At 59.8% G+C, this 18718-nt stretch carries 16 protein-coding genes; 8 read left to right on the top strand and 8 right to left on the bottom strand.

Annotated features, from left to right (window positions below):
* Window positions 1-11 precede the first annotated feature (11 nt).
* The 3 genes from ssuD to ssuE are packed head-to-tail and all read right to left on the bottom strand — an operon-like array spanning window position 12 to window position 2749.
* Window positions 12-1160 (bottom strand): FMNH2-dependent alkanesulfonate monooxygenase, encoded by a 1149-nt coding sequence (gene ssuD, locus ACSBQQ_RS09750; RefSeq protein WP_033637877.1) that lies wholly within the window; start codon window positions 1158-1160, stop codon window positions 12-14.
* A 20-nt stretch (window positions 1161-1180) separates the two neighbouring features.
* A complete protein-coding gene (locus ACSBQQ_RS09745) occupies window positions 1181-2146 on the bottom strand; it encodes a sulfonate ABC transporter substrate-binding protein (RefSeq protein ID WP_049213677.1) in 966 nt (321 codons plus the stop codon).
* Between the two features lie 24 nt (window positions 2147-2170).
* Entirely contained in the window at window positions 2171-2749 is a 579-nt protein-coding gene (ssuE, locus tag ACSBQQ_RS09740; protein WP_033654227.1) for an NADPH-dependent FMN reductase, read from the bottom strand.
* 258 nt (window positions 2750-3007) lie between these two features.
* Here ssuE and pyrD point away from each other — a divergent pair, with 258 nt between their 5' ends.
* On the top strand, window positions 3008-4018 hold the full coding sequence (gene pyrD / locus ACSBQQ_RS09735) for a quinone-dependent dihydroorotate dehydrogenase (protein WP_047568298.1): 1011 nt from the start codon (window positions 3008-3010) through the stop codon (window positions 4016-4018).
* Window positions 4019-4194: 176 nt separating this feature from the next.
* Window positions 4195-4743, top strand: a complete 549-nt coding sequence (locus ACSBQQ_RS09730) for a cell division protein ZapC (RefSeq protein ID WP_033637882.1) — start codon at window positions 4195-4197, stop codon at window positions 4741-4743.
* 6 nt (window positions 4744-4749) lie between these two features.
* Here ACSBQQ_RS09730 and ACSBQQ_RS09725 read toward each other — a convergent pair whose 3' ends face one another.
* Window positions 4750-5853, bottom strand: a complete 1104-nt coding sequence (locus ACSBQQ_RS09725; RefSeq protein WP_049213679.1) for a YcbX family protein — start codon at window positions 5851-5853, stop codon at window positions 4750-4752.
* A 103-nt stretch (window positions 5854-5956) separates the two neighbouring features.
* Here ACSBQQ_RS09725 and rlmKL point away from each other — a divergent pair, with 103 nt between their 5' ends.
* The 6 genes from rlmKL (at window position 5957) to rmf (ending at window position 14014) form a co-directional block, all read left to right on the top strand.
* Window positions 5957-8083: a bifunctional 23S rRNA (guanine(2069)-N(7))-methyltransferase RlmK/23S rRNA (guanine(2445)-N(2))-methyltransferase RlmL gene (gene rlmKL, locus ACSBQQ_RS09720; RefSeq protein WP_086557021.1), complete on the top strand. Its 2127-nt coding sequence runs from the start codon at window positions 5957-5959 to the stop codon at window positions 8081-8083.
* A gap of 5 nt (window positions 8084-8088) precedes the next feature.
* Window positions 8089-9993, top strand: coding sequence for an ABC transporter ATP-binding protein (locus tag ACSBQQ_RS09715; protein ID WP_049195835.1), 1905 nt, complete (start codon window positions 8089-8091; stop codon window positions 9991-9993).
* A gap of 73 nt (window positions 9994-10066) precedes the next feature.
* Window positions 10067-11383, top strand: a complete 1317-nt coding sequence (gene pqiA / locus ACSBQQ_RS09710; protein WP_071883795.1) for a membrane integrity-associated transporter subunit PqiA — start codon at window positions 10067-10069, stop codon at window positions 11381-11383.
* The gene (pqiB, locus tag ACSBQQ_RS09705) at window positions 11370-13016 is read left to right on the top strand and encodes an intermembrane transport protein PqiB (protein ID WP_033646578.1); all 1647 of its coding nucleotides are present in this window, start codon (window positions 11370-11372) and stop codon (window positions 13014-13016) included. Before pqiA ends, pqiB begins: the two co-directional genes overlap by 14 nt.
* Complete coding sequence (gene pqiC / locus ACSBQQ_RS09700; protein WP_039566678.1) at window positions 13013-13573, top strand: membrane integrity-associated transporter subunit PqiC; 561 nt, start codon at window positions 13013-13015, stop codon at window positions 13571-13573. The genes pqiB and pqiC overlap by 4 nt, the downstream gene beginning before the upstream one ends.
* A 270-nt stretch (window positions 13574-13843) precedes the next feature.
* A complete protein-coding gene (rmf, locus tag ACSBQQ_RS09695; protein WP_004928150.1) occupies window positions 13844-14014 on the top strand; it encodes a ribosome modulation factor in 171 nt (56 codons plus the stop codon).
* 63 nt (window positions 14015-14077) lie between these two features.
* Here the strand turns inward: rmf and fabF are convergent, their stop codons facing one another.
* The 4 genes from fabF to ACSBQQ_RS09675 form a co-directional block, all read right to left on the bottom strand.
* Entirely contained in the window at window positions 14078-15355 is a 1278-nt protein-coding gene (gene fabF / locus ACSBQQ_RS09690) for a beta-ketoacyl-ACP synthase II (protein WP_060387545.1), read from the bottom strand.
* Window positions 15352-15879 (bottom strand): winged helix-turn-helix transcriptional regulator, encoded by a 528-nt coding sequence (locus ACSBQQ_RS09685; protein WP_033637890.1) that lies wholly within the window; start codon window positions 15877-15879, stop codon window positions 15352-15354. Before ACSBQQ_RS09685 ends, fabF begins: the two co-directional genes overlap by 4 nt.
* Before the next feature lie 306 nt (window positions 15880-16185).
* Entirely contained in the window at window positions 16186-16704 is a 519-nt protein-coding gene (gene fabA / locus ACSBQQ_RS09680) for a bifunctional 3-hydroxydecanoyl-ACP dehydratase/trans-2-decenoyl-ACP isomerase (protein WP_004928144.1), read from the bottom strand.
* Window positions 16705-16772: 68 nt separating this feature from the next.
* A complete protein-coding gene (locus ACSBQQ_RS09675) occupies window positions 16773-18521 on the bottom strand; it encodes an AAA family ATPase (protein WP_033646573.1) in 1749 nt (582 codons plus the stop codon).
* Window positions 18522-18718: the final 197 nt, after the last annotated feature.

Below are 18718 nucleotides of genomic sequence, written 5' to 3'. Positions count from 1 at the left end.
CGGGGCGCTCCTCAGCTCTGCGACACTTTTTGCGGAACATAAATGTTGGCCACCACTTCGCCCTGCGGGCGCACCGGCTGAAGGCGCACGGGCGTTTCCTCCTGCGCCAGATCGAGGTGCGGGAACAGCAGTTCGCCGACGCGGTAGGCCTCTTCCAGATGCGGATAGCCGGAGAGAATAAAGGTGTCGATGCCCAGATCGGCATATTCCTGCATGCGCGCCGCGACCGTCGGGCCATCGCCCACCAGCGCGGTGCCGGCGCCGCCGCGCACCAGGCCGATGCCGGCCCACAGGTTCGGGCTGATCTCCAGGTTGTCCTTCTTGCCGCCGTGCAGCGCCGCCATGCGCCGTTGGCCGACGGAATCGAAGCGCGCAAAGGCCTGCTGCGCGTCGGCGATGGTTTCCTCATCGAGGTGAGCGATCAGCCGATCGGCGGCGCGCCAGGCCTCTTCGGTGGTTTCCCGCACGATGACATGCAGGCGGATACCGAAGCGTACCTGGCGGCCTTTCGCCGCCGCTTTGGCGCGCACCTCTTCGATTTTCTCTTTAACCTGCGCCGGCGGCTCTCCCCAGGTGAGATACATTTCTACCTGTTCGGCGGCCAGATCCTGCGCGGCGGCGGAGGATCCGCCGAAATAGAGCGGCGGGCGCGGCTGCTGCACCGGCGGGAACAGCAGTTTGGCGCCTTTCACCTGAATGTGCTTGCCGTCGAAATCGACGGTTTCGCCTTCCAGCACCCGGCGCCAGATGTGGGTGAACTCGGTTGAGGCTTCGTAGCGCTCTTCATGATTGAGATGCAACCCCTCCGCCGCCAGCTCTTCCGGATCGCCGCCGGTGACCAGATTGAACAGCGCGCGCCCGTTGGACAGGCGATCCAGCGTCGCCGCCTGGCGCGCCGCCAGCGTAGGGGAGATGATGCCCGGCCGCAGCGCGACCAAAAACTTCAGCCGCTGGGTGACCGGGATCAGCGAGGCGGCCACCAGCCAGGAGTCTTCGCACGAGCGGCCGGTGGGGATCAATACGCCGCCGAATCCCAGCCGATCCGCCGCCTGGGCGATCTGCTGCAAGTAACCGTGATCGACGCTGCGCGCCCCCTGTGCGCTGCCGAGATAGTGGCCATCGCCGTGGGTGGGTAAAAACCAGAAAACGTTCAGGCTCATCGTCAGTGTTCTCCCATTGTTTATTGCGCGCTTGGGCGCCAGATGCGTTGTGAGATGTCGACCTTCACCGGCACCAGCCGGTTGGCGTAAAACAGGTCGGCGGTTTGCTGCTGCGCGGCGATCGTCTGCGCATCGAGCGGTGTGATGGCGGTCGGCGGGCGGTGATCCAGATAGCTGGCGATCACCGGCTCCGGCAGCCCCATGGCGTTGGCCAGCAGGGTCACGCTTTGCGCCCGGTCGCTGCGGGTGAGCGCATCGGCCTGGGTCAGCACGGTCAGAACCTGGCTGATAAAGCTGCCGTTGGCTTCGGCGTAGGGGCGCGCCGCCAGATAGAAGGAACCGGTCTGGTTCAGATCGGTGCCGTCGCCGAGCACCCGTACGCCGCCCTGCAGCAGCGCGGCGGAATAATAAGGATCCCAGATGGCCCAGGCATCGACGTTGCCCTGCTGGAAGGCGGCGCGCGCATCGGCGGGGGTCAGATAGGCGGGCTGGATATCCGTAAATTTCAGGCCGGCCTTTTGCAGCGATCGCAGCAGCAGGTTGTGCGAGCTGGATCCTTTCTGGAAAGCGACCTTATGGCCTTTCAGATCGGCGACGGTTTTGATCGGGCTATTTTCCGGCACCAGGATCACCTCCGCCTTCGGTTTGGGCGGCTCAACGCCGACATACAGCAGGTCCGCGCCGGCGGCCTGCGCGAAGATCGGCGGAATATCGCCGGTGCTGCCCAGATCGATGCTGCCGACGTTCAAGGCCTCGAGCATTTGCGGGCCGGCGGGAAACTCGATCCAGCTGATGCGGGTAGCGGGGAAACGTTCCTCCAGCAGCCGGTGGCTCTTCGCCAGCACCAGGCTGACCGATCCTTTTTGGTAGCCGATGCGGAACTGCGCCGGATCCTGCGCGGCGGCGGCAGTGGCCCAAACCAACGACAGCAGGCCGGTGAGGGTAGCGGCGCTCAGCCAGCGCCGTAAAACGATGTGTTTTTTCATTCAGGCTCTCCTTTTCCAGGCCTTTCAGGCAGTCTGTCGCGCCGCCAGCGGCGAGGCGACGCGCAGCGCGGGCGGTTTGCGGCGGCCAAGCGCCAGATAGAAACTGGCCAGCGCCTCTTCCAGCCGGGCGGCGACGGCGTCGGTGAGCGTGGCGCCTTCGCCGGCCAGTTGGATCTGGCTGTCGTCGGCGAACACGCCGTGCAGCACTTCCTGCGCTTTCAGCGCCGCCAGCACCGGTTTCAGCGCGTAGTCCACCGCCAGCATGTGGCCGATCGAACCGCCGGTCGCCAGCGGCAGCACCACCTTATGATCCAGCGCGCGTTCCGGCAGCAGATCCAGCAGGGTTTTCAGCGCGCCGGAGAACGACGCTTTATAAACCGGCGTGGAAATCAGCAGGCCGTCGGCCTGCGCCAGCTGCTCGGCAAACGCCTTGATCGCCGGGCTGTTGAAGTTGGCGTACAGCAGGTCTTCGGCATCGAAGTCGTGCAGGGTATAAGCCGTCACTTCCACCCCTTGCTGCCGCAGCCAGTTCTGACTCAGCGCGAGCAGCGCGGCGGAACGTGATGGGATGCGTGGGCTGCCGGCCAGTGATATAACGCGCATTGCCACTCCTTATAACTAAAAGTTAGGTTTAATTAGAAAATCAAAAAGAAGTGTTTTAAACCTACCAGCAACCGGGCGCGTTTTTTAAATCTCATTTTTTGATTTCGATATGCGCAAAAGCGGATTGGCGCCGATTTGGCGGTGAAGAGAGAAAACGATTGCGTAAAAACGGCTTTTTTTGCCTTTAATCAATTCCAATTGGGCGGGGGATACCGGATAATACGCCCCCGGTTTGCAACCGGGAAATCAGGAGAGTCCATGTACTACCCCCTCATCAGGAAAGCGTTGTTCCAGCTCGATCCCGAGCGCGCGCACGAAGTGACCTTTCGTCAGCTCAGCCGTATTGCCGGCACCCCATTAGCGTTTCTTGTCCGTCAGTCCGTGCCGACCAAACCGGTCAGCTGCATGGGGCTGTCGTTCAAAAACCCGCTGGGATTGGCCGCCGGTCTGGATAAAAACGGCGAATGCATCGATGCGTTCGGCGCGATGGGCTTCGGCCATGTGGAAGTCGGCACCGTGACGCCACGCCCGCAACCGGGCAACGACAAGCCGCGCTTGTTCCGCGTGGTTGAGGCGGAAGGCCTGATCAACCGCATGGGGTTCAATAACCATGGCGTGGACAATCTGGTTGAAAACGTTAAGAAATCCCATTTCGGCGGCATCCTTGGGATCAATATCGGCAAGAATAAAGATACCCCGGTCGAACAGGGTAAAGACGATTATTTGATCTGCATGGATAAAGTTTATCCGTATGCCGGTTATATCGCGATTAACATCTCTTCGCCGAATACGCCGGGGTTACGATCCTTACAGTATGGCGAAGCGCTGGACGATCTTTTGGCTGCGATTAAAAATAAGCAGCAGGAATTACATGCGCGCCATCACAAATATGTGCCGGTGGCGGTAAAGATCGCGCCGGATCTTTCAGAAGAAGAATTGATCCAAATTGCCGATAGCTTGGTGCGGCATAATATCGATGGCGTGATCGCCACCAATACCACTTTGGATCGAAAATTGATCCAGGGGTTAAATTACTGCGAACAAGCGGGCGGGTTAAGTGGGCGTCCGTTGCAATCACGCAGCACGGAAGTGATCCGTCGTCTTTCCACCGAACTGCAAGGGCGCCTGCCGATTATCGGCGTGGGCGGCATCGATTCGCTGACGGCGGCGCGCGAAAAAATGGAGGCCGGCGCGAGCCTGCTGCAAATTTATTCCGGATTTATCTATCACGGCCCGCGTTTGATTAAAGATATCGTTACCCATATCTAATATTTTTCCTCTCATTTTATTCCGGGGGTTTATTTCTGCCCCCGGCTCGTCTATATTTTGTTCGTTAGCATAAATATCGTTCGCGGAATTATCCGATGTTTAAGCTATTTTATCGGTGATAAAATCGCCTTTTAGGGTGAGTGCGGCGTTGGCATAGGCAGCGAGAAGGATACGAAATGAAGATAAAACCTGACGATAATTGGCGTTGGTATTTTGATGCCGAACACGATCGGCTAATGCTGGATTTAGCTAATGGTATGATCTTCCGTTCACGTTTCCCGGCCAAAATGTTAACGCCGGATGCCTTCGATGAATGCGCTTTTTGCGTGGATGACGCCGCCCTTTATTTCACCTATGAAGAACAGTGCAAGCAGATCAAACTCAGCCATGAGCAGCGCGCCGAGCTGGTGTTGAATGCGCTGGTCGCCTACCGCTTCCTGAAACCGCTGATGCCGAAGAGCTGGCATTTCTCGCAGCAGCATTACCCGCTGCAGCCGAAAAACGGCGAGCTGGCGGCGGTGAAGGTGATGGAAAGCGGCGTGGAAGCGCGCTTGCTGGTGGTAGAGGCCGGGGATAACGCCAGCCTGTGCCTGCTGGCGCAAAATCAACTGACTGTCGCCGGCCGCACCATGGTATTGGGCGACGCCATCAAGGTGATGCACGATCGGCTGAAACCCTGCGCGCAGGATGAAAGCGCCGCCCCGGCTTACGACAGGGCGGTATAGGGCGGATTACGCCAGGGTCAAATCACTTTTCGGGATACAGCTGCAGCACAGGATGGTGCCGTTGTCGCCCAGCGCGCTTTTCTTCAGCGGCGCGACTTCACCGCTCAACAACGTAATGCGGCAGCTGCCGCAAATCCCGGCGCGGCAGGAGTAAGGCACGCGAATGCCTTGCTGTTCCAGCTGTTCGAGCAGGATCTGCTGGTTGTTGCCGGTAAACACCTTTCCTTCGTATTCGATAGTGACGCTGTGCTCGCTGTCTTGCGGCGCTTGCACGCTCTCCACCACTTTGCCGGCGCCATAAGGGCGCGGCGGCTTGGTCGACAGCACTTCCACCGTATCGCCCACGCGGATGATGCCGCTGCTGCGCGCGATCATGTTCTGGCCGAAATCGATATCGCCGTTGTCGGCGGAGCGGAATTTTTGCAGCGTACTCAGCGGTTCGCCGCTCGGGTGCTTGCGGCCGCGCTCGGTGCTGACGGTGGTGAGCACGCAGCGGCTGCAGGGTTTCACCAGATCGAACATCACATCGCCGACGCGGATAACCTGCCAACCGTCCTCGGCCCAGGCGGCTGCGCCGCTCACCACCAGATTGGGGCGGAACTGCTCCAGCTTGATGCTGCCGGGGCAACGCCGCTGCAGATCGTTGAACGAAGCCTGGTTAATCAGCAGATAAGGATAGCCATCGGCAAAGGTCAGCGGGATTTCGGGGTGCTTCTTCACCCGGCGGGTCAACTCCGGCCCCAGCCAGCGCAGCTGAACGTCGCGCTGGAAATAGCCGCTCAGCCAGCGGTTGATCTCATCCGGCGCGATCAGTGCGGTGAAATGGTTGCCCCACACCTCGGTCGGCTGCGGCGCGGCGGTGAAGTCGCTGAAGCGAATGGCGGCGCTTTCGCCGTCCGGCGCGCTCAGGAACAGCCCGTCCGGCAGCAGCGCCGGCGTGAACAGCACCATCTGCGGGTATTGGCGCGCGGTAATAAAGGTGCCATCCGGCTCGGTGATCATAAAGTTGCGGTCGAAGGCCAGACCGCTGCTGCCGACCTGGGCGTAAGAAAGCTGCAGACCGCGCAGTGATTTAACCGGATGGACGTAGAGTCTGGAAAGCGTGATCACCCTCATCTCCGTGCGATTATTAAATAGAAGGGAGCAACTTTATGACAAGCGGTGCGGATTAGCTATAATGCGCAACAATTTTCTTTTTGGTGATAAGCACGATATGAACTCTCTGTTTGCCAGCACGGCGCGTGGATTGGAAGAACTGTTAAAAAGCGAGCTGGAAGCGCTTGGCGCTCACGACTGCAAAGTGGTGCAGGGTGGGGTACATTTTCAGGGTGACGATCGTCTTCTGTACCAAAGCCTGCTGTGGAGCCGCCTGGCTTCGCGCATTCTGTTGCCGCTGAACGAATTCCGCGTGCACAGCGATCTGGATCTGTACCTCGGGGTACAAGCGATCGACTGGCCGAGCATTTTTGGCGTGGATAAAACCTTTGCCGTGCATTTCAGCGGCGTGAACGAAGAGATCCGCAACAGCCAGTATGGCGCGCTGAAGGTGAAAGACGCCATCGTCGACAGCTTCACCCGCAAACTCGACCAACGCCCGACGGTTGCCAAGCAGCAGCCGGATATTCGCGTTAACGTCTTCCTGCAGCGCGATATGGCCAGCGTGGCCCTCGATCTGAGCGGTGAAGGCCTGCATCAGCGCGGCTACCGCGATCTCACCGGCCAGGCGCCGCTGAAGGAAAACCTGGCGGCCGCCATCGTGCTGCGTTCCGGCTGGCAGCCGGGCACGCCGATGCTCGATCCGATGTGCGGCTCCGGCACGCTGTTGATCGAAGCGGCGATGATCGCCGCCGATCGCGCGCCTGGCCTGCACCGCCAGCACTGGGGCTTCAGCGCCTGGAATGGCCACAACGCCGAACTGTGGCGTGAAGTCACCGCCGAAGCGCAGGTGCGCGCGCGCCGGGGCCTGCAGGAAACCGCCTCTCGCTTCTTCGGTTCCGATATCGATCGCCGGGTGATTGAGATGGCGCGCGGCAACGCCCGCCGCGCCGGCGTCGCCGAGCTGATCACCTTCAACGTCGGCGACGTGGCGCGGTTGACCAATCCGCTGCCGGAAGGCCCGCTCGGCACCGTGATCAGCAATCCGCCGTACGGTGAGCGTCTGGAAAGCGAACCGGCGCTGATCGCGCTGCACAACATGCTGGGCCGCGTGATGAAAAGCGCCTTCGGCGGCTGGCAGCTTTCGCTGTTCAGCGCCTCGCCGGAGCTGTTGAGCTGCCTGCAGCTGCGCGCCGAGCGCCAGTTCAAGGCGAAGAACGGCCCGCTGGAGTGCGTGCAGAAAAACTATCAGCTGGCGGCGAACCCGGCCGGCGCCACTACCGGCGGCGTGCAGGTGGCGGAAGACTTCGCCAACCGTCTGCGCAAAAACTTGAAGAAGCTCGACAAGTGGGCGAAACAGCAGGGCATTGAATGCTACCGCCTGTACGATGCCGATCTGCCAGAATACAACGTCGCGGTGGATCGTTACGGCAGCAAGGTGGTGGTGCAGGAGTATGCGCCGCCGAAAACCGTCGATGCGCAGAAAGCGCGTCAACGCCTGTTCGATGTGATCAACGCGACGCTGGCGGTGCTGGAATTGCCATCGAATCAGCTGATCCTGAAAACTCGCGAGCGGCAGAAGGGCAAGAATCAGTACGAGAAGCTGGCGCAGAAGGGCGAGTTCCTGCTGGTGGAAGAGTATAACGCCAAGCTGTGGGTTAACCTGACCGACTATCTCGATACCGGCCTGTTCCTCGATCACCGTATTGCGCGCCGCATGCTGGGCGAGATGAGCGGCGGCAAGGACTTCCTCAACCTGTTTGCCTATACCGGCACCGCCAGCGTGCACGCCGGGCTGGGCGGCGCGCGCAGCACCACCACGGTGGACATGTCGCGCACCTACCTGGAATGGGCGGAGAAGAACCTGCGCGCCAACGGCCTGACCGGCCGTCAGCATCGGCTGATCCAGGCCGACTGCCTGTCGTGGCTGAGCAACGCCAACGAACAGTTCGACGTGATCTTCATCGATCCGCCGACGTTCTCCAACTCCAAGCGGATGGAGAACACTTTTGACGTGCAGCGCGATCATCTGGCGCTGATGAAAGATTTGAAACGGTTGCTGCGCCGCAACGGAACCATCATGTTCTCGAACAACAAGCGCGGTTTCCAAATGGATATGGCAGGGCTGAGCGCGCTGGGCCTGGAGGCGAAAGAGATCACCGCCAAGACGCTGTCGCAGGACTTTGCCCGTAACCGTCAGATCCACAACTGCTGGCTGGTGACTCACGCCGGCGAAGGAAAATAATTACTATGTCGTTAATCAGCATGTCCGGCGCCTGGCTCTCTTTCAGCGATGCGCCGCTTTTAGACAACACCGAAATTCATATCGAAGACAACGAGCGCGTGTGTCTGGTCGGGCGCAACGGCGCCGGCAAATCCACGCTGCTGAAGATCCTCGGCAAAGAGATCCCGCTGGACGACGGCCGGGTGATCTACGAGCAGGATCTGATCGTGGCGCGCCTGCAACAGGATCCGCCGCGCAATATCGGCGGCAGCGTGTTCGACTTCGTGGCCGAAGGCGTCGCGGAGCAGGCGGAACACCTGAAGGCGTACCATGCGATTTCCCATCTGGTGGAGAGCGACCCTAGCGAGAAAAATCTGGCGCGCATGGCGCAAATCATGGAGATCCTCGATCACCAGGGGCTGTGGCAGCTCGACAGCCGCATCAGCGAAGTGCTGCTGCAGCTGGGGCTGAACGGCGACGCCGAGCTTTCCTCGCTGTCGGGCGGCTGGCTGCGTAAAGCGGCTCTGGGCCGCGCGCTGGTGAGCTCGCCGCGCGTGCTGTTGCTCGACGAACCGACCAACCACCTGGATATCGAAACCATCGACTGGCTGGAAGGCTTCCTGAAAGAGTTCGACGGCAGCATCGTCTTCATCTCGCACGACCGTTCGTTTATCCGCAACATGGCGACGCGCATCGTCGATCTGGATCGCGGCAAGCTGGTTTCCTGGCCGGGCAATTACGATCTGTATCTGCAGAGCAAAGAAGAAGCGCTGCGGGTGGAAGAGCTGCAAAACGCCGAGTTCGATCGCAAGCTGGCGCAGGAAGAGGTCTGGATCCGTCAGGGCATCAAGGCGCGCCGTACCCGTAACGAAGGCCGCGTGCGTGCGCTGAAGGCGCTGCGCGTCGAGCGTTCGCAGCGCCGCGAAGTGATGGGCACCGCCAAGATGCAGGTGGAAGAGGCGACCCGCTCCGGCAAAATCGTGTTCGAGCTGGAAAACGTCAATTATCAGGTGGGCGAAAAAGTGCTGGTGCGCGATTTTTCCGCCCAGGTACAGCGCGGCGACAAGATTGCGCTGGTGGGGCCGAACGGCTGCGGCAAAACCACGCTGCTGAAACTGATGCTCGGTCAGCTGAAAGCCGACAGCGGCCGCGTGCACTGCGGCACCAAGCTGGAAGTGGCCTATTTCGATCAGCACCGCGCGGATCTCGATCCGGAGCGCACGGTGATGGACAACCTGGCGGAAGGCAAACAGGAAGTGATGGTCAACGGTCGTCCTCGTCACGTCTTGGGCTACCTGCAGGACTTCCTGTTCCACCCGAAACGCGCGATGACGCCGGTGAAGGCGCTGTCGGGCGGTGAGCGTAACCGCCTGCTGTTGGCTAAGCTGTTTCTGAAACCGAGCAATCTGCTGATCCTCGATGAACCAACCAACGATCTCGACGTCGAAACGCTGGAGCTGCTGGAAGAGCTGATCGACGGCTATCAGGGCACCGTGCTGCTGGTTAGCCACGATCGTCAGTTCGTCGACAACTCGGTGACCGAGTGTTGGATCTTCGAAGGCAACGGCGTGATCAACGCTTTCGTCGGCGGTTACTACGATGCGCATCATCAGCGCGCTACGGCGAAACCGATTCGTCAGGCGGCGCCGAGCACGAGCAAACCGGCGGCGGAGAAAAAGGCCGAGCAGCCGAAGAAAGCGGCGGCCAAGCTGAGTTACAACCTGCTGCGCGAACTGGAACAGTTGCCGCAGCGGCTCGAACAGCTGGAGGCGGAGATCGAAGCGCTGCAGGCGCAGATGAGCGACGCCGACTTCTTCACGCGGCCGCACAGCGAAACGCAACAAGTGCTGACGGCGCTGGCTAACGCCGAGCAGGCGCTCGAGCAGGCCTTCGCCCGCTGGGAAGAGCTGGAAGCGATGAAAAACGGCTGACCGTTGCGATACCGCCCGCGCGCTGCTGCGGGCGGTATCGACGTGCCGGTGAGCAACGTTATTTAGGAGGAATATGGTGTGTTCCCACAACAATCATCAGCAGCATAGTCATTCCGCACCTTCGGCGGAGCACCAGGATAACCTGATGCTGTGCCCGCAGTGCGACATGCTGGTGGCGCTGCCGCCGCTGGCCTATGGCAGCAAAGCGGTCTGCCCGCGCTGCAAAACCACGCTCAGCGCCCGCTGGGACGAGCCGCGCAAGCGGCCGATCGGTTACGCCCTCAGCGCCCTGTTCATGCTGGTGCTGGCCAACATTTTCCCGTTTATCAACATGCGCGTCGCCGGCATCGGCAATGAAATCCGGCTGATTCAAATTCCGGAAGTCATGGTGGCGGAAGACTACGCCAGCATGGCCACGCTGTTTATGGTGTTCGTGCAGCTGATCCCGGCGTTTTGCATGGTGGCGATCATTCTGCTGTGTGCCAAAGTGCGTTTGCCGCTGGGGCTGAAAGAGTGGATGGCCCGGGTGCTGTTCCAGTTCAAGACCTGGTGCATGGTGGAAATTTTCCTCGCCGGGGTGCTGGTCAGCTTCGTCAAGCTGATGGCCTACGGCGATATCGGCATCGGCAGCAGCTTCGTGCCTTATTGCCTGTTCTGCCTGCTGCAGGTGCGCGCCTTCCAGTGCGTGGATCGGCGCTGGCTGTGGCAGGACATCGAACCGGCGCCGCGCCTCGATCGCCCGCTGACGGTGGGGCGCACCGGCATGCGGCAGGGCGTGCGCTCTTGCGCCTGCTGCACGGCGATCCTGCCGGCCAATCAGGTGCGCTGCCCGCGCTGCCACACCAACGGCTACGTGCGTCGCCGCCACAGCCTGCAGTGGACGCTGGCGCTGCTGGTGACCTCCGTCATGCTGTACATTCCGGCCAACCTTATGCCGATCATGGTGACCGAGGCGCTGGGCAACAAAATGAACTCCACCATCATGGCGGGGGTGATCCTGCTGTGGGGCGACGGCTCTTATCCGGTGGCGCTGGTGATTTTCATCGCCAGTATCATGGTGCCGTCGCTGAAAATGCTGGCGATCGGCTGGCTGTGCTGGGATGCCAACGGCAGGAAGAAACCGCGCGCCGACAGCGAGCGCATGCATCTGATTTATGAAGTGGTCGAATTCGTTGGCCGCTGGTCAATGATCGACGTGTTTGTGATCGCCGTATTGTCGGCGCTGGTGCGAATGGGGCAGTTGATGAGCATTTACCCCGCGACGGGCGCCGTGCTGTTCGCGCTGGTGGTGATCCTCACCATGTTCGCCGCCATGACATTTGATCCCCGGCTGACCTGGGATCGCGCAAGTGAAACAATCAACAAGGAGCCGCAAGGTGACGGAAAATAATCATAGCGTCGCGGACGTCGAGAAGATCAAGCGCTGGTCGCCGGTGTGGATCATTCCCATCGTGACCGCGCTGATCGGCGCCTGGATCCTGTTTTACCACTTCAGCCATCAGGGGCCGGTAGTGACGCTGGTCACCACGACGGCGGAAGGGCTGGAAGCGGGTAAAACCAAAATCAAAAGCCGCAGCGTGGACGTCGGCGTGGTGGAAACTGTCACGCTGAGCGAGGATCTGAGCAAGGTGATGGTGCAGGCGCGCCTTAATTCCGGCATGGAGAAATTGCTGCGCCAGGACTCCGCCTTCTGGGTGGTGAAGCCGCAGATCGGCCGTGAAGGCGTCTCCGGGCTGGGCACGCTGCTCTCCGGCGCCTATATCGAACTGCAGCCGGGCAACAAGGGCAAAGACGGCAAAGACAACTATCAGCTGCTCGACGCGCCGCCGCTGGCCTCTCCGGATGCCAAAGGGCTGCGCATCGTGCTGGACAGCGAAAGATCGGGCCAGCTCAACGCCGGCGATCCGGTGCTGTTCCGCGGCTACCGCGTCGGCTCGGTGGAAACCAGCTATTTCGATCCTAAAACGCGCGCCATGCGCTATCAGCTGTTCATTACCGCGCCTTACGATCAGCTGGTTACCACCAACGTGCGCTTCTGGAAAGACAGCGGCGTGGCGTTCGACATGTCGGCGCAGGGCATGCGGGTGGAGATGGGGTCGCTGACCACCCTGTTCAGCGGCGGCGTCAGTTTTGACGTGCCGGAGGGCTGGGATCGCGGCGAACAGGCGAAAGAGAAGGCGGAGTACCAGCTGTTCGACAACCAGCGCAGCACGCAGGATTCGCTGTATACCGTGCATAAGGACTACCTGCTGTTCTTCTCCGACTCGGTGCGCGGCCTGCAGCCGGGCGCCCCGGTCGAGTTCCGCGGCATTCGTCTGGGCACGGTGGCGCAGGTGCCGTTCTACAAAGAGGGGATGGCGCAGCGCCTGGACAACGATTACCGCATTCCGGTGTTGATCCGCATCGAGCCGGATCGCTTCCAGAAAGAGCTGGGCGGCAATTTCGATATCGAAGGGCATTTGAAAGACGCCGAGTCCCGCGGCATGCGCGCCTCGATGAAGTCCGCCAACCTGCTGACCGGTTCGCTGTACATCGATCTCGACTTCTATCCGCAGGAGAAACCGTGGAAAGGGCCGCGCGAGCTGTTCGGTTATCCGCTGATGCCGACCACCAGCGGCGGTCTGGCGCAGATCCAGCAGAAACTGATGCAGACGTTGGATAAGATTAATTCGATGCCGATCAATCCGATGATCAACGAAGCGACCAAAACGCTGGCGGAAAGTCAGAAAACCATGAAATCGACGCAGCAGACCATGAAGTCGCTGAACGACATCATCGCCAGCAAAGAGATGCAGGCGCTGCCGCAGGACATGCAGAAAACCCTGCTGGAGCTGAACCGCAGCATGAAAGGGTTCCAGCCTGGTTCGCCGGCTTACAACAAGATGGTGGGCGATATGCAGCGCCTCGACCAGGTGTTGCGTGAGCTGCAACCGGTGCTGCGCACCCTGAATGAGAAGAGCAACGCGCTGGTGTTTGAAGCCGCCGGCAGCACTGACCCTCAGCCGAAGAAGGCCACGAAATGATGAAATGGATCCCGGTAGCCCTGGCGCTGTTGCTCAGCGCCTGCAGCAGTTCGCCACAGAAGACCTACTATCAGTTGCCGGCGCTGGGTGCGCCGGCCGCGGCCAGCAGCAGCGGCGCCTCCACGCGCCAGCTGTGGCTGGAGCACGTGAGCGTGGCGGATTATCTGGCGCAGAGCGGCGTGGTGTATCAGACCAACGACGTGCAGTATGTGATAGCGCAGAACAATCTGTGGGCCAGCCCGCTCGACCAGCAGCTGCAGCAAACGCTGGTCACCAACCTGAGCAGTGCGCTGCCGGGCTGGGTGGTCTCTTCGCAGCCGATGAGCAGCGATCAGGATGTGCTCAACGTCACCGTCAGCGGCTTCCACGGCCGTTTTGACGGCAAGGCGATCGTTCGCGGCGAGTGGGTGCTGAACCGCCAGGGGCGCTTGATCAAACGGCCTTTCAGCCTGGAATTGAAACAGGGCGAGGACGGCTATGATGCCCTGGTGCGCACCCTGGCGCAGGGCTGGCAGCAGGAAGCTCAGGCTATCGCAGCACAGATGGGCGGCATTTAGTCATAATTTGGTCTAAAATCGTCTAATCCCTGTCAGCGTGAAAATTCGGTTTTTTTCGCTGGCAGGGATTTCTATTTAATTTCAAACGGTTAAACCCTTCCCCGGCAGATCAGCCACTTAGCACTTTCCTCGGGCGTAGCTCACAAATATGACATTGGCGTGAATTTTGCGCATTGATCTTCTCTTCTTTTAGCGCTATTGATTACTCGTGGCTGCGCAAAAAGCAGCCATTGTTTTCTTTCCACCAGACCAAAATGAGGGAAACGAGGCATGAAGAGACAGAAACGCGATCGTCTGGAAAGGGCGCATTCGAGAGGGTATCAGGCAGGTATTTTAGGGCGTTCCAGGGAACATTGTCCCTACCAATCATCGGTGGACGCCCGGTCTCAATGGCTGGGAGGTTGGCGAGAAGCCATGGAAGACAGGGCTGTGACCGCTTAAGCGGCTCCCTGTCAAATAAAAGGAATAACCTCCGCCCTTGGCGGAGGTTTTTGTTTGTGCCGTTTATTCGTCCTGCCAGCGTTTCAGTAAAATACTCGCATTCACGCCGCCAAAGCCGAAGCCGTTTGATAAGGCGTAGGTCATGTCCATCGATTCAGCCCGTTTCGCGACCAGATGCAAGCCTGCCGCCGCCGGATCGGGATTGTCCAGATTCAGCGTTGCAGGAGCTATCTGATCGCGCAGAGCCAGGGCGGTAAAGATGGTTTCCAGCCCGCCGGCGGCGCCGAGCAGGTGCCCGGTCGCTGATTTCGTCGAGGTCACGGCGACAGTCCCGGCAGTGCCAAACAGGTGCTTGATGGCATTGATTTCGCCTAAATCGCCTACGGGTGTCGAAGTCGCGTGCGCGTTTAAATGCTGAACCTCTTCCGGGGCGATATTCGCCTGCTTCAACGCGATTTTCATCGCCCGATAGGCGCCGTTGCCGTCTTCAGCGCCGGAGGTCATGTGGTAGGCGTCGGCGCTGGTGCCATAGCCGACGATTTCCGCGAGCGGCGTAGCGCCGCGCGCCCGCGCATGCTCCAGCGTTTCAATCACCAGCATGCCGGCGCCTTCCCCCATGACAAAACCGTCCCGGGCGCTGTCGAAAGGCCGGGAGGCCTGTCGCGCCAACTCGGCCGGTGCGGTGGACATGGCGCGCGCGGCGGCGAATCCGCCCAGGCTAACGGTGTCGATAGCGGCTTCGGTACCGCCGCACAGGGCGATATCGGCCTCATCATTGCGGATCATACGCACCGCGTCGCCAATGGCCTGCACGCCGGCCGCACAGGCGGTGACCGGTGCGCCAATCGGGCCTTTGAAGTGATGCTTGATGGAAACGTGACCGGCCGCCAGATTGACCAGGAAAGAGGGGATGGTGAATGGCGACAGGCGCTTGGCGCCGCGGCTGTCCGTAGTGCGCACTGCCTGGGCAATGGCCGGGAAGCCGCCAATGCCCGAGGCGATGACGGTGGCGGTTCGCTCTTGTTTTTCCTCCGTATCGGCTATCCAGCCGGCCTGACGAACGGCTTCATCCGCCGCCGCCATGGCAAACAGAATAAAGCGATCCATTTTCTTTTGGTCCTTGGGGGCGACGGACGCGTCTGGGTTGAATCCCGCCTCGGCATCTTGCGCCAGTTCGGGGACTTGCCCCCCGACCTTGACCGGCAAATCTGCAACGATCTCGTCAGGCAAAGCCCGAATGCCGGACTCTCCTTTTAATAAACGTTGCCAGATGGTCTCCACGCCGCACCCTAACGGTGAAACGGCGCCCATGCCGGTAATAACGATACGACGATTGCTCATGACTGCTCCTTGGTGAGTTCGGATAAATCGGCGAGGCGCCGCTGCCGCATCAGTTCGGCGCGTTGACGTATGCCGTCATTTGCCGCAGGCCCCGGTGCCAACGTAATAAACTGCGGCGGCACCTGCTGTTGGGTCTCGACGTTGATCAACTGGACCTGGATCGGCCGATCGGTGCGGCCGTCGACTAACAAGGCGCTAATGTCACCGTCGATCAAATGGCGATTGCCCCATTGTGAGAGAGCGGCCAGTACGGGAAGAAAATCGTTGCCGCGTTCGGTGAGCAGATATTGATAGCGAACCGGCCGCGTTTGATAACGTTGCTTATGCAGAATGCCGTGGGCCACTAAATCCTTCAGGCGTCGGGCCAGGAGAGTGGGTGAAATCCCCAGACTTTGTTGGAATTCGTCGAACTTGGACAATCCCTGAAAGGCATCACGCAGGATCAGGATGCTCCACCATTCTCCGACGCGATCTAACGAACGTGCGACGGGGCAAGGTGTATCGCTAAAGCGGGTTTTTTGCATATCGCCTCTTTGTGGATACATTTATTGTAGTTACATGATAGCTATACTAGGCGATTTTGAGGGGCAAGAAAATGACCGGATGGAAAAAACCGCTATCGCGTCGGTGCGGGCTGCGGGGAGAGGCCTCGCTCAACTGGCCTGCGTTCGGGTAGGAATAGGGTGGAGACAGGGGGGGGAGAAAACGTTTCGGCAGCGGGCAATTAAAGGAGGTGAGTAGTCTTTAAACGAGAAGTGAAAGAAATGCCATCACGCTGGGCGTGATGGCATGCGAAGAGGAAGACGATGGCCGCCTTCTCCTCAGCGTGATCAGAACGCTGTGGTGTCCTTGAACAGGCCCACTTTCAGATCGGTGGCGGTATAGATCACTTCGCCGTCAACCAGCACTTCGCCATCGGCGACGCCCATGATCAGCTTGCGGGTGATGACGCGTTTGAAGTTAATGCGGTAGGTCACTTTCTTCGCGGTTGGCAGCACCTGGCCGGTAAACTTGACTTCACCGACGCCCAGCGCGCGGCCTTTGCCTTCGCCACCCAGCCAACCGAGGTAGAAACCGACCAGCTGCCACATCGCATCCAGGCCCAGGCAGCCTGGCATGACCGGATCGCCGATAAAGTGGCAACCGAAGAACCATAGGTCCGGATTAATATCCAGCTCCGCTTCCACATAACCTTTGTTGTGAGTTCCGCCGTCTTCGGTCATCTTGACCACGCGGTCCATCATCAACATGTTACCTGCCGGCAACGGTGGGCCACCGGCGCCGAACAGCTCGCCACGGCCGGATGCTTCGAGGTCTTCTTTCGTATAGGAATCGCGTTTATCTACCATGTTCTCAGTAAGCCTTATTTTAATGAAGGACGCAGGTTAGCTAACACGTGTACGCTGAACAAGTCCGATCAGCCGTGGTTGAACCAGTTGAGCCAGCGCAGCGGCCACGGACGACGGCGTTCCTGCAGGCTCACCTGCGCAATCCGTTCCTGAATGGCCGCCAACAAGTTCGGCTGTTGTTCGTCAGAGTAGAGGCAACCTGTGAGCAAAGGCAAGGCTTCCGCCGCGCTCTCTACCGCCCACAGATGGAATTGCCCTTCGCGTACCGCGTCGACGACATCCTGGCGCAGGCACAGGTGGCGCACGTTGGTCGCGGGCAATACGACGCCCTGTTTGCCCGTCAGGCCGCGGCGCAAACAAACCTCGAAGAAACCTTCGATCTTTTCGTTAACGCCACCTATCGGCTGTACGTTGCCGAATTGGTCGACGGAGCCGGTGACGGCGATCTGCTGGGTGATCGGTTGCTGTGACAGGGCGCTGATCAACGCGCACAGTTCAGCCAGCGAGGCGCTGTCGCCGTCTACTTCACCGTAAGATTGCTCAAAGACGATGGAAGCGGAGAAGGGTAACTGCTGATCCAGATCCAGCTCGGCGATCAAAAACGCCTGCATGATCATCATGCCTTTAGCGTGCAGGTTGCCACCCAGTTCGGCTTTGCGCTCGACGTCGGTGAACTCGCCGTCGCCGAGGTGCACAACGCAACTGATGCGCGACGGTTCGCCAAAACTGCGTGGATGGCCGGGATAATCCAGGACTGACAGGCCGTTGATTTGCCCGATCACTTCACCCTCGGTCTCAATCAGAATCTGGCCCAGCTCGATTTCATCCTGCATACGTTCGGCCAGATAGCTTTCACGCCATTCGCGGGCATTTAACGCCGCTTCGAACGCTTTGGCCGTAATGCGATCTTCTTCGGCATACAGTGCGGCTTCGGACAGCTGCTGGCCAAGCCAAACCGGCGAGAGTGGCAGGATGCCCTGGTCGCCACTGTAACGCACGGCCTGAACGATCAGCGGCGCCCAGGCGTCGCTCGCCAGCATCGGCAACTGCTGGTCGGCAATCACGCCATTGACGTAGCCGCACCACTGCGCCATATCATCAACTTCAGTCAGCTGCAGATCGTCTTCGAATTCACCGTAGACCGCTTGTTCACTCAGTTCCGGCTCGATATCGTGAAAATCGGCCAGGCCGTGGCGATCGCCGACCACAATCAGCCGCAGCTCCAGCGGCATTGGCGGAATGGCTACCGGCAGCGGGCGGGTTTCGTCTGGCGAAACCCAATGGAACTGACGTTGGCCGATCATTTGCTTCAGCCGCAGCCATAGCAACGGCTGAGCCAACAGGGCACGGGCCGACAGAATCAAAATGCCGCCGTTGGCCTGGTGCACCAGACCCGGCTGCAGGGTGATGTCGCCATTGTGGATCCGTACGCAGCCAAACAGTTGCTCCGGCTCAACCCACTCCTGGAACAGGCAAGCGCCGCCGGCGGCAAAAGGTTCATCGCCACGGCTGGCCGGCTCTACGCTGACTTTGCCATCCTGAATGACATAGTGGCTGCCGCGGCATGCCGTGTTTTTCGGCAGCAGTGGCGTGACGGCGTGAGCGATCAGTTCCAGATACTCTCGTGTTTCTTGCGCCTTCAACAGCATGAAACGCGGTGGCGATTGGGGGTGGCAAAATAGCGTCAGGGCATTTTCCAGCCGAGGCTGAATGGCGGAAAAGGGCACGGGTGCCAACTGAGCGGCGGTATCAAATATCGCCTGATAAGGCGTTACGTCCGGCAATAAAGATTGCCATTCAAGTCGGTTATTGGTCAAAGTGTTAGATGCAATCGTTAAAAAGGGAAAGGGCGATTATACAAGAATAACGGCGGCTTGATACATGCGGAGTGCCAGTTGGCATCAGGGAGTTTGACATCGCGCGGTGACTGTGCAAAAAACAGTCTAAAAGACGGCTTAATTGCCGGGGAAATTTGGCGCAAAGCTGTTATGCTTATTTGAAGTTACGCGGTCAC

Source organism: Serratia sp. G204Y (assembly GCF_051172435.1).
GTDB classification, from domain to species: Bacteria; Pseudomonadota; Gammaproteobacteria; order Enterobacterales; family Enterobacteriaceae; genus Serratia; species Serratia sarumanii.
Note: the sequence above shows the minus strand (reverse complement) of the source record. Positions and strands in the feature narration are given on the sequence as shown.